Here is an 11,218-nt window from a genome sequence, read left to right on the forward strand (position 1 = left end):
TGCACCCCATGGAATCGGACGCAGTCGTTCGACGAGTGGAACAGCAACGCGGCTTTCTGACCGACCTTTCGATGGACCTGTGGAACCGACCCGAACTCGGGTTGGCGGAACACGAATCGTCCGACCGACTCCGCGAGGCGCTTCGGGCCGAAGGGTTCGAGGTAGACGCTGCTATCGGCGGGATGCCGACGGCCTTCGTCGCTCGCTACGGTGACGGCGGACCGACGGTGGGAATCCTCGGGGAGTTCGACGCCCTCCCCGGACTGTCACAGGAGGTGGCCGCGGAGCGGAAACCGATAGCGGAAGGGGAACCGGGACACGGATGCGGCCACAACCTGCTAGGCGTCGCGGGTGTCGGCGCGGCGATCGCGCTCAAAGACGCCATCGACGACGGCGAACTCGACGGGTCCGTCGCGTACTTCGGCTGTCCGGCGGAGGAGACGCTCGTCGGAAAGGTGTTCATGGCCCGCGAGGGCGTCTTCGATGACCTCGATGCGGCCCTGACGTGGCATCCGGGCCGATACAACTCCCCCTTCATGTCGAGTACGCTCTCGCTCAACTCGGTCCGATACGAGTTCAGCGGCGAGTCGGCACACGCCGCGGCATCCCCCGAATCGGGTCGGAGCGCCCTCGACGCGGTCCAGTTGTGTAACACCGGCGTGGAGTACATGCGCGAACACGTCCCGGACGACGCGCGGGTACACTATTCGATAGTCGATGGCGGGGACGCGCCGAACGTCGTTCCCGCGAACGCGACGGTCTGGTACTTCGTCCGCGCTCCGGAGCGGGAGACGGTCGAGGACATCCAAGCGTGGTTGGACGATATCGCGGACTCGGCGGCGACGATGACGCGAACAGACGTCGAGCGCGAGTTCCTCACCGGGTGTCACGGCGTCCTCCCGAACGAGACCATCGGCGAGGTCATGTCCGAGCGGATGGAGGGACTCGACGCGATTCCGTACACGGACGACGACCGCGCGTTCGCCGCCGACCTCAAGGCGTCGCTCTCGCGGGAGACGATAGACGGCCAACTCGCTGACCTCCCGTCGGACGTGTTCGAGGAGGTGGATTCACACGCACTGTACACCGAACCCCTCCCCGCGTACGACGCCGGGACGACGCGCTCTGGGTCCACGGACGTCGGCGACGTCAGCCGAATCGTTCCGCTCGGGCAGTTCTGGGCGGCGACGTGGCCCGTCGGAACGAACGCCCACTCGTGGCAGGCGGTCGCCGCCAACGGGAGTTTTGCGGCGAAGGGGATGGTCTACGCCGCGAAAGTCCTCGCGGGAACGGCCGCGGAACTCCTCTCGGACCCCGAAACGCTCCGCGCGGTGCGCGAGGAATTCGAGGAGAACGGCGGAGGCGGGTACGAGACGCCGCTCCCGGAATCGGTAGCGTCGCCGCCGGAGCCCTCCGACTGAACGGCGTCCCGTCGGAAGCTATAACTCGCTTTCGCGGAATCGGAAACCATGCGAACCGCACGCATCCTTTCGGTCGCGCTCGAAGTGCCAACCGACGACGAACTCGGAAAACCGCCGGAAGACAGGGTCGAGTACAACCTGAACAACGTCCTCGAAAGCCTCGATAGGGCCGCACGCTGGAACCCTGACTTCGTCAGCTTCCCGGAACAGATGCTCCACCGACGAACCGTCGGCGAGGAGCGAATCGAGGCGGCAGGAACGATACCCGGTCCCGCCACCGACGCCGTCGCGGCGAAAGCCGCGGACCTCGGGAGCTACGTCCTGCTGCCGATGACGGAGCGTGACGGCGACGACTACTACAACTCCGTGGCGTTCATCACCCCGGACGGCGAGGTCGGTGGCCGCTATCGGAAACTCCGACCGACCGTCGGCGAGATGGGATACGGACTTCGCCCCGGACGGGAGGCGACGGTTTTGGAGACGGAGTTCGGGCGCGTCGGCGCGGCGGTCTGTTTCGACCTCATGTACCCGGAAGTGGGTATCGAGTACGCCCGAAACCGCACGGACCTCCTCTTTTTCTGTAGCCACCTCCGCGGCGAGGAGCGCCTCCGTCACTGGGGGCGCGATTACGGCTATCACATCGTGAAGGCGTTCCCGAGCGCGGCCGGAGTCGTCCGTCCGACCGGAGAGGTCGCCGCCCGAAACGTCGGGCTTTGGGAGGGACAGGAACCGCTCGCGGCGTTGAAGAACGGCGGAACGGCGCGCTTCGCGTTCGCCGAACTCAACACCGATTGGAAGACGTTCACGCGGATTCCCACGAACCGCCGAGCGGTCGAGGAGATTCAGGCGCGCTATCCCGACGTGGTCTACCACGACTCGCGGGGAAACGAGACGTTCGCGCTCGAATCCCGGTCGGAGGACGTAACGGTCGCCGACCTCGAATCGGAGTTCGGGATGGTCACGTACCGGGACTACCTCGACTGGACCGGCCGCGCGTGTCTGGACGAAGCGCCCGAAGCACGACTCGGGATGGAGGAGTTTCCCGAAGTCGAGTGGGAGCCGTAACCGAACGGAACCGAACGGAGCCGAACCGGGGAAGAGAAGCAGGAAAATCGGGCGGACGAGTTCAGTCGTCCGCCGTTTTCGCGTCGCTCGACGGCTCTACGTCGTCGAGCGGCGGACTGTTCCAGTACTCGTGGGTCGTCTCCTCGCGGAAGCAGGCGGCCCGGTGTTCGCCGTTGACGACCTTCGACTCGGGCGACGACTGCTTGCAGGCCTCGCGGGCCTCGGGACAACGCGTATGGAACCGGCAGCCGGACGGGGGATTCACCGGGTCCGGGATGTCGATGTTTCGGAGCGGAACCTCGCCGTCGTCGCCGGGCAACAGGTCGGGCGTCGCCCACCGCAGCGCCTTCGTGTAGGGGTGACGAGGGTCCTCCAGTATCTGTTCAGCGGGACCGATTTCCACGAGTTCGCCGAGGTACATGACGCCGATGAGTCCGTCCGACTTCTCGGTCAGGTAGCGGGCGTTCGAGAGGTCGTGGGAGATGAAGACGAACGAGGTGTCGAACTGGTTTTGCAGTTCGAGCAGCAGTTCCATCATCTCGATGCGCAGCGACACGTCCAGCGCGCTGATGGCCTCGTCTGCGAGGATGAGGTCCGGGTTCATCAGGAGTGCGCGAATCAACACGACGCGTTGTTTCTCGCCGCCGGACAGTTGGTGCGGGTAGCGGTTCGCGTAGTCCTCCGGCGGCGACATGCCGACCCTGTTGAGCATACCGTAGATGCGCGCCTGCCGGTCCTCGCGGGTGAGTCCCGGTTGCCACTTCTTCAGCGGCGCGGCGAGCGATTTGACGATTTTCTGGTTCGGGTTGAGCGAACTGCCGGGATCCTGGTGAATTATCTGGAGCGACCGCCGGATGTCCCGGTACGGAACCTCGACGTCGCTCCCACCGTCGCGTGCTTCCCAGATGTCCTGCCCGCGAAACTTGACGCTCCCGCTCGTCGGGCGCTGGAGGCCGATCGCCGTCTTGCCGAGCGTCGTCTTCCCGCACCCGGACTCGCCGACGAGCGCGACGACTTTCTTTTCGGGAATTTCGAGCGAGACGCCGTTGACGGCGTTGACCACGTCGGGTTTCGAGAAGGCCCCGAGCAGGCCGTTGTCGCTCTCGAAATCGACCTGCACGTTTTCGAGCGAAATCACGGGGTCGGGGCTCATCGTCCGCCCTCCACGTCCTCGAGCGAAAAGGGAATCTCGTCGGCCGCTTCCTGCCAGTGGAAACATGCCGCGTGGTGGTCGTCATCGACGTGATGAAAGTCGGGAGACGCCTCTTCGCACAACCCATCCGCGAGGGGACAGCGCGGGTTGTACGAACAGCCGACGGGGGTATCGACCGGGTCGGGAGCCGACCCCGAAATCGGGTTCATGTTGTCGAGCGGTGTCGCCAGGTTCGGCGTCGCGTTCAGCAGCGACCGCGTGTACGGATGGGCGGCGTCCCGGAGTATCGCGTCGGTCGGGCCGAACTCGATGAACTCGAAGGCGTACATCACGGCGAGTCGGTCGGCGAGTTCTGCGACCAGCGGCAGGTCGTGGGTGATGAACACCATCGCGATCTCGTACTTTTGCTGTACCTCCTTCAGGAGCCGAAGAATCGACCGCTGCATGAGGAGGTCGAGCGCGGCGGTCGGTTCGTCCATCACGAGCACCTTCGGTTCCAACACCATGCTCAGCGCGATGAGCGTCCGCTGTTGCATCCCGCCGGAGAGTTCGTGCGGGTACGAATCGAGGACGCGTTCGGAATCGAGATAGAGGTCCGACAGCAGTTCGCGGGCGCGGTCCAACCCCACGTCGACGTCCGTGCTGTGTGCTTTCAGCGTCTCGACGAAGTGCGTCCGAATGTCCATCGTCGGGTTGAACGAACTCATCGCACCCTGGAACACCATCGAGATCTCCTCCCACCTAACCTTCCGGAGTTCGCGTTTGCTGAGGTTCAGCAGGTCTATCGGATTGTCGGGCGTGGGATAGTACGTTATCTCGCCGCTCAGTTCGCCGGGGGAGACGACGGCGTCGAGGAGCGCCGAGGCGAACATCGATTTGCCCGACCCGCTTTCGCCGACGACGCCCAGTATCTCCTCGCGCTCGATATCGAAGCTCACGTCGTCGAGGACGCGGGATTCGCCCCGCTCCATGTCGAACCTGACGGTCGCGTCGCGCACTTCCAGAATCGGGTCCGAACTCCTGTACACCCTGCTTTCGGTTTCGCTCACTGTCATCGATCGGTCTCCATCGTCGAACCGAGTGGTCATGGCCGACCACCCACCCCCGCCGAGCGGACGGGACACGAATCGGTCGCGGTCGGGGCCGCCGCCGGGTCGTGGTCACTGCATCGCGCGTCGAACGGGGGAAATCGGTGGTTGGACTGGGGGTCGAGAACCATGATATAGGTAGAAGGGTAGTGGGACCGTGTTATATCTTTTGGTGTGTGGAGACATACCACTATTTTCTCCCGACGACCTCGGTACGAAACGAGACGTTCCAAGAGGGGGGCCGATTCGGTGTCTCGGTTTCCCGTCCGTCTCCGTCCCCGTTCTCACGCGTAGGGTGCGTAATCCGCGAGGAACTCGTCGCTTTCCACGTGCATCTCCGCGAGTTGCGCGTGGGACGGGGTGATCACCTGATTCGTTCGGAGCGCGGTCTGGACCGCGAGGAGGAGGGAGGCGGAGTTCAGGATTCTGGTGTTGGCGCGGCGCTCGCCGCGAACCGAGTCGAGGAACGCCGCGAGGAAGTCGCCGTACATCTGTTGATACTCCTCGGCCCCCGAACCGATACGGGCGGTTCGCGTCCGATCGTGAACGTCTAGAATCCCGAACGCGGGGTTTTCGTTCGGTCCTTCCAGTTGCAGCGTCACGTGCGAGTCGTTCTCGAACTCGATATCGACGACCGATCCGGGGCGGTTCTTCGGTGTCACTCGCGTCCACGTATCCCGCACGAGCATGCCGACCGTGTCCGTCAGGTGAACGCCGTAGTAGAAGGGATCGTTGTACCCCGTGCAGTACACCGTTCGGTTCGGCTGTGCCGTTGGAAACGCCGTGAGACGCGGATGGAAGGGAATGGCGGACCCGCCGAAGAGCGGAGTATCACCGGCCGCAGCGGCGATGGCATCGATATCCTCGTGTCGGCCCGCGATGGGTTTGTCGATGAACGTCGGAACGTCCGCTTCGAGAAAGGGAACGGCGAGCGGCCGATGCGTGTTCCAGTTCACCGTGAGAATCATCACGGCATCGACCGTCCCGAGCATACCCGTGGGGTTTCGGTACCGTGTCGCGTCGTACTGTGCGCAGAACTGCCTCACATACTCGTCGTCCCGAACCGCGCCGCCGTCCCAGACGGCGGCGACCGTCGCGTCGTCGCGTTGATCGATCAACCGTGCGAACGCCTCGGGATGACTCGTGTCTAAGCCTACGAGTCCGATATCTAACATCGATACACAGCATGAACAGTGGTTGGTCTTAATTGTTACTCCGATACTGTCCGCGAACGGTGAGGAAACAACGTTTATACCGGATGCCGCGAGTTACGAACCATGACACGGATAGGCATCCTCGGGAGCGGTTTCATGGCACAGGTGCACGCGATTCGGTACGCCGACATCGACGGGGCGAACGTCGTCGGCGTCTGCTCACCCAGTTATCCGGAAGCGTTCGCGGCCGAGTTCGCACCCGACGCCGCCGTCCACGACGACCCGGAGGACCTGTTCGACGAGGAACTCGACGCCGTCAACATCTGTACCCCGACGGCGACGCACCGACCGCTCGTGGAAGCGGCCGCCGAGCGCGGACTCGACGTCCTCTGCGAGAAACCCGTCGAGCGAACGATGGAGGACGCGGTCGCCATCGAGGAGGCGGTGTCGGACGCGGGAATCACGTTCCTGCCCGGTCACGTCCTCCGCTTCTTCCCGGAGTACGTCGCGGCGAAAGAGCAGGTGGACGCCGGTTCCATCGGCACGCCGGGGACGGTCCGCGCGCTTCGGCAATCGCCCGTTGCCGCGACCCATCCGTGGTTTCACGACTTCGACGCGAGCGGCGGCGTGTTGCTCGACCTCGCGATTCACGACTTCGACTTCCTGCGGTGGACGATCGGAGCGGTCGAGAGCGTGTTCACCCGCCGACGAACGTGGGACGAAAACAAGTACACCACGACGATGCTTCGCTTCGAGAACGGAACGATAGGAACGGTGGACGCCCGCTGGCCGACGGCCGACGAGGTTCCGTTCGTCACCGAGTTGGAAATCGCGGGCGACGACGGACTGATCGAGTTCGACAGCGAGACGGTGGATCCGCTTCGAGTGCATGCGGAAACGAACGAACCCCCGGTGAGCGACCCCGTCGACGTCCCCCTGACGAAGGACCCGTACCGCCTCGAACTGGAACATTTCCTCGCGTGTGTCCGAGGCGAGGAGACGCCGTGCGTCTCGGTCGGGGACGGCATCGAGGCGATGTGCATCTCGCTTTCGGCTATCGAATCAGCGGAGCGAGGGATTCCCGTGTCCGTGAGCCGAAACTAGTCCGCTACCGGTCGGACCTCTATGTCGCCGTCGCTCGAAATGCGTATCACGTGGCCTTCCATTCGAAACTCGACGCGTCCTCCCTGTCGGTGCCGACCGTTTTCGTTGGGTTTGAACAGGTCGTTGAGGGCGTCGGGGTCGATGTAGTCGTAGAGGGGGGCGATCTCCACCGTATCGGTTCCCATCGTTTCGACCACCGCGTCGATGACCCGAACACACATCGAATCGGGATGGGTCCAACCGTGGCCTCGATCGTCGGCCGCCGTCGCCGTCTCGCCCCCTTCATACCGTTCGTGCTCGCTCATTCCTCTTCCTCCTCCGGTCGCCGAACCACGTACCCCGTTCGATGAGTAAGTCGCGTGTTCTCAGGTATCATGATACGATGTGTCGAAGCTTCCGGACTTAACAGTTCGTGAATATATTCTATCAAAATCGTGCTGCTCGATAATCAGAACGGGAAGACGGTTCCCGTGCAACGATTTAATACAACCGAGTACTTCGGCGGTAGCAGAACCATGTTAGACATCGGGTTCGTCGGCGGCGGAAACATCGCTCGTTTCCACGCCAAGCGACTGGTGGAACTGGGAGAGAACGTCGGAGCGGTCGCCGACATCGACGCCGCCGCTGGGGACGCGCTCTCCGACGTCGAACTCGGGTTTTCCGATGACGACGGATTCGTGAAGGAGTGGGCGTACTTCACCGACGTGGTACGCGGCGCTCGGGAGCACACGCGCAACACCCTCGAAGAAGGACTCGCCGTGCAGCGACTCGTCCAGTCGATTTACGAGAGCGCCGAGACGGGCCGGGAAGTCAACGTCGAGGCGATTACGCCGACGCGATAACCTCTATTTCGACGCCGATGTCTATCGGCAGGTCGGCTACTTCGACGGCGCTTCGCGCCGGAAACGGCTCGGTCATGTAGTCGCCGTACACCTCGTTGATGTCCGCGTAGTCGTCCATGTCCCGTACGAAGACGGTCGCCTTGACCACGTCGTCGAGCGACGACCCCGCCGCTTCGAGGACGGCGGCGACGTTCTCCAGTGTTCGTTCGGTTTGCGTTCGGATGTCGTCGCCGACGATGTCGCCGGATTTCGGGTCGACCGGACCCTGACCCGAGACGTAGATCCGGTCGCCGTCCTTGATTCCCTGTGAATACGGGCCGATACTCGCCGGTGCGTCGTCAGTACTGATTTCCTCCATACCAACGGCGGGGACTCGATGGGGCATAAAAGTACTGTCCCGAACGCGACCGTCAGGTCGTTAGCCGGACGTCGGATACGATACCGAAACGGGGTCGCCCGACTCGGCGGATTCGTAGGCCGCTTCGACGACGGCGACCGCGTCCACCGCGTCGTCGGGCGATATCTCGGGTCGGCGGTCGGTTCCCACGGCGTCGACGAAATCGCGGATGAGGCCCACGTTCGGGTCTGATCCCCAGTAGACGGACGCGATACCCGGTTTGGGGCCGCCATCGCGGGTGAGTTTGAACGTCTGGTCGAAACAGTCCACGTCGATACTTCCCTTCGTGCCGACCAGTTCGAGCGTGGCGTCCCCCCAGAAGTCCCACTCGTCCGGACGGCTCCACGAACCGTCGAGGGTGAACGCCGACCCGTCGGTGAGTTCCATCGAAAGGACGTTCACGTCCTCCACGTCGAGGGATTCGAAGCGGGTGTCGTGCTGGGCGTACACTTCGGCGACACGCTCGCCGGTCAGCCAATGGACGAGGTCGACGATGTGGACGGTATGATCCATCGCCGCGCCGCCGCCGCTCTTCGCCGGGTCGGCGAACCAGCTGCCGGGGCGCTGCCCGCGATTCGTGCCCGCGAGCAACCGAAGGGACCCGATTCGTCCGTTTTCGAGCTGTTTTTTGGCCCGTCTCGCCGGTTCCGAGAATCGGAGTGGCATCGCCACGCCGATGTGGATGCTCGCATCGAGACACGCGTCCCGAATCCCGACGGCATCGTCGACGGTCGTCGCGAGCGGCTTTTCACAGAGCACGTCGACGTCCGCCGCCGCGGCCCGTTCGACCCACTCGGAGTGGGTCGTGTTCTCCGAGCAAACGATGGCCCCGTCGGCGGCGGCGAGCAAGTCGTCAGTTTCGCGAAACTCGGCGTCGTGTTCTTCGGCGAACGTCCGTCCGCGGTCGGCGTCGTCGTCGGCGACGCCGACGAATTCGACGTCGTCCGCCTCGCTCGCGATAGCAGCGTACGCGGCGGTGTGGACGTGCGCCGTGGAGAGAATTCCGATTCGTACCGCGCTCATTTCGTGACCACCGCTGGAGTTCGACAGTTCATAGCTCTCACTTCGGCTTACACCATATGAACGTTTGGCAGGTCGTTCCGAAATCTCGGTGAGCATATCGTCGACTTCGAACCCCGTCTATCGGTGCCGAACGGCGAGAGGGGAAAACCCCGAACGGTACCACTGAAAGTAGACGTGTTAGCCGATGAAACGAACGGGGAAACGGGCGAAATCACGAGAGTGGCTCACTGAAAGAGCGGAACACGGTGTCATAACACGTGGTAACACGAGGAACACCTCTGTTAAGCAGGGCTGAACAGTTAAGTAGGTAGTGTTCGTACACATCCCATGGAAAACAACACGCCAAAAAACACCGTGAATGCGGTGCAGACGTCGCTGACGATACTCGAAGCGCTCGGGGAGTTGGACGGAGCGGGCGTCACCGAACTCGCGGAGCACATCGGTGCCACGAAGGCGACGGTTTACAATCACCTTTCGACGCTCAAGGGAAGCCGATACGTCGTCAAGGAGGACGACGACACCTACCATCTCGGACTTCGGTTCCTCGACATCGCACACCACGCCCGAAACCGCGTTCGGATTTTCGACCTCGTCCGACAGGAGGTCGATACGCTGGCCGAGGAAACCGGGGAAATGGTGCTTTTCACCGTCGAGGAACACGGCGTCGGAATCTGCCTCTACCGAGCCTACGGGGAGCAGGCGATTCGAACACCGCTGTACGTCGGACATCAGTCGGGTCTTCATCACACGGCGGTCGGTAAGGCGATACTCGCCCATTTGCCCGAGGAGCGACGGCGGGAAATCCTCGACCAGCAGGCCTTGGACGAAGTCACGAGCAACACGATAACGGACCGGGAGGAGCTCCTCGAGGAACTGGACGGCATCCGCGAAACGGGTATCGCTACGAGTAGCGAGGAGACGATACAGGGATTGATCGGGGTCGGCGCACCGATCATCGACCAGAACCGTGCCGTCGTGGGAGCCATCAGCATCATCGGACCGCGGAGTAGAATGAAGGGGGACCGATTACACGAAGAGTTACCCGACCGGATACAACGAAGCGTCAATATCATTGAAATCAATATGACATCGATCTGATCGCGTCGGTTCCACACGATTTTACCCTTTCTCCCGTTGATCGCTGCCTTGAACGGGTTTCCTCGTATCGGTCGTGCGGAGCGTTCAGGTGGATAAAACGGGGGCGTGCCGGACGGCGTTACTTCGAGAAAGGCGTTTAGCACGAATGAGCGGCGGGAGATGGCGTCCAGAGGAGATGTTGCACGCGACGGTGGAGAAACGAAGTCAGAACCCATGACAGCAGTAGTACTGTAATACGAATCCTTCGAGCAGTGCAGCATCGTTATTCCATTCATGACGAGTTTCAACGGTACTGCGTCGATAAGGAGCATGAAAACGACGGTTCGCTGGTTGGGGTGTGGACGTCGTGGTCGCAAAATCGAATGCTTCGGATCGGTGTTACAATTTTAGTTCTGTAATGGTGGCCGTGGGGCGCGTTCAGAACACAAATCTCGATGTTCGTGCACCGTCGGGACCGCGGCGTTCCAGCGGCGAACCGACCCGGAAGTCTGTCCGTAGAACCGCCGCGCGTGATGGAGCGCTTTCCACTCCCGCCTCCGTAGCGTCGTACTTCGTGCGGCGAAAACGGGTGGGCTACCGTTCGCGTATGGATGACGCAGGGGGTATCGGGGAGTATCCACTTCCGCTTACGGAGATATGCGGAAGTAATGTGTCCGAGCGCTCATCTCACGAAAAATCCCGATAGAAGGCCGTTAACGACGGAATGAAAAATAATAAATCACATTTAGCTATATAGAATTATGGGTCTGAAGATGAGACTACACAGGTAATAGCAACCCTAGAATGCACGATTTGGGACAATCCACCCTCTACAAGCGTCTCAAACTGAACCACAGATGCCGCTTCTAGTCAGGCTACTAACTATTGGACGAA

12 protein-coding genes are annotated in these 11,218 nt (G+C 62.3%); 5 read left to right on the forward strand and 7 right to left on the reverse strand.

The genetic code is table 11. The annotated features are described in order from the left end of the window. Positions 1–8 precede the first annotated feature (8 nt). A complete protein-coding gene (locus tag LJF34_RS23190; RefSeq protein ID WP_231188209.1) occupies positions 9–1,421 on the forward strand; it encodes an amidohydrolase in 1,413 nt (470 codons plus the stop codon). Between the two features lie 48 nt (positions 1,422–1,469). Further along, positions 1,470–2,486 (forward strand): carbon-nitrogen hydrolase family protein, encoded by a 1,017-nt coding sequence (locus LJF34_RS23195; RefSeq protein ID WP_231188210.1) that lies wholly within the window; start codon positions 1,470–1,472, stop codon positions 2,484–2,486. Between the two features lie 61 nt (positions 2,487–2,547). Here LJF34_RS23195 and LJF34_RS23200 read toward each other — a convergent pair whose 3' ends face one another. From LJF34_RS23200 to LJF34_RS23210, 4 genes are all read right to left on the reverse strand, one after another. Continuing rightward, the gene (locus LJF34_RS23200; RefSeq protein ID WP_231188211.1) at positions 2,548–3,639 is read right to left on the reverse strand and encodes an ABC transporter ATP-binding protein; all 1,092 of its coding nucleotides are present in this window, start codon (positions 3,637–3,639) and stop codon (positions 2,548–2,550) included. Continuing rightward, positions 3,636–4,694: an ABC transporter ATP-binding protein gene (locus tag LJF34_RS23205; protein WP_231188227.1), complete on the reverse strand. Its 1,059-nt coding sequence runs from the start codon at positions 4,692–4,694 to the stop codon at positions 3,636–3,638. The genes LJF34_RS23200 and LJF34_RS23205 overlap by 4 nt, the downstream gene beginning before the upstream one ends. 29 nt (positions 4,695–4,723) lie before the next feature. Next, a complete protein-coding gene (locus tag LJF34_RS29085) occupies positions 4,724–4,858 on the reverse strand; it encodes a hypothetical protein (RefSeq protein WP_255666456.1) in 135 nt (44 codons plus the stop codon). Between the two features lie 153 nt (positions 4,859–5,011). Next, positions 5,012–5,902, reverse strand: coding sequence for a Gfo/Idh/MocA family oxidoreductase (locus LJF34_RS23210; protein WP_231188212.1), 891 nt, complete (start codon positions 5,900–5,902; stop codon positions 5,012–5,014). A 102-nt stretch (positions 5,903–6,004) separates the two neighbouring features. Here LJF34_RS23210 and LJF34_RS23215 point away from each other — a divergent pair, with 102 nt between their 5' ends. After that, positions 6,005–6,985 (forward strand): Gfo/Idh/MocA family oxidoreductase, encoded by a 981-nt coding sequence (locus LJF34_RS23215; protein WP_231188213.1) that lies wholly within the window; start codon positions 6,005–6,007, stop codon positions 6,983–6,985. On the opposite strand, the gene LJF34_RS23220 is transcribed toward LJF34_RS23215, so the two are convergent. Then, positions 6,982–7,290, reverse strand: a complete 309-nt coding sequence (locus LJF34_RS23220) for a HalOD1 output domain-containing protein (protein WP_231188214.1) — start codon at positions 7,288–7,290, stop codon at positions 6,982–6,984. The genes LJF34_RS23215 and LJF34_RS23220 overlap by 4 nt on opposite strands. A 210-nt stretch (positions 7,291–7,500) precedes the next feature. On the opposite strand from LJF34_RS23220, the gene LJF34_RS23225 reads away from it, so the two are divergent. Then, positions 7,501–7,827 carry a hypothetical protein gene (locus LJF34_RS23225; protein WP_231188215.1) on the forward strand — a complete coding sequence of 109 codons (327 nt, stop codon included), beginning with the start codon at positions 7,501–7,503 and terminating at the stop codon, positions 7,825–7,827. On the opposite strand, the gene LJF34_RS23230 is transcribed toward LJF34_RS23225, so the two are convergent. Together LJF34_RS23230 and LJF34_RS23235 are read right to left on the reverse strand one after the other, a co-directional pair. Beyond that, on the reverse strand, positions 7,811–8,185 hold the full coding sequence (locus LJF34_RS23230; protein ID WP_231188216.1) for a RidA family protein: 375 nt from the start codon (positions 8,183–8,185) through the stop codon (positions 7,811–7,813). The genes LJF34_RS23225 and LJF34_RS23230 overlap by 17 nt on opposite strands. Before the next feature lie 60 nt (positions 8,186–8,245). Next, positions 8,246–9,247: a Gfo/Idh/MocA family oxidoreductase gene (locus LJF34_RS23235; protein ID WP_231188217.1), complete on the reverse strand. Its 1,002-nt coding sequence runs from the start codon at positions 9,245–9,247 to the stop codon at positions 8,246–8,248. Between the two features lie 327 nt (positions 9,248–9,574). Between LJF34_RS23235 and LJF34_RS23240 the strand changes: the two genes are divergently transcribed. Then, the gene (locus LJF34_RS23240) at positions 9,575–10,345 is read left to right on the forward strand and encodes an IclR family transcriptional regulator (RefSeq protein WP_231188219.1); all 771 of its coding nucleotides are present in this window, start codon (positions 9,575–9,577) and stop codon (positions 10,343–10,345) included. Positions 10,346–11,218 lie beyond the last annotated feature (873 nt).

Source organism: Haladaptatus sp. DYF46, from assembly GCF_021083305.1.
In the GTDB taxonomy this organism is placed as follows: domain Archaea; phylum Halobacteriota; class Halobacteria; order Halobacteriales; family Haladaptataceae; genus Haladaptatus.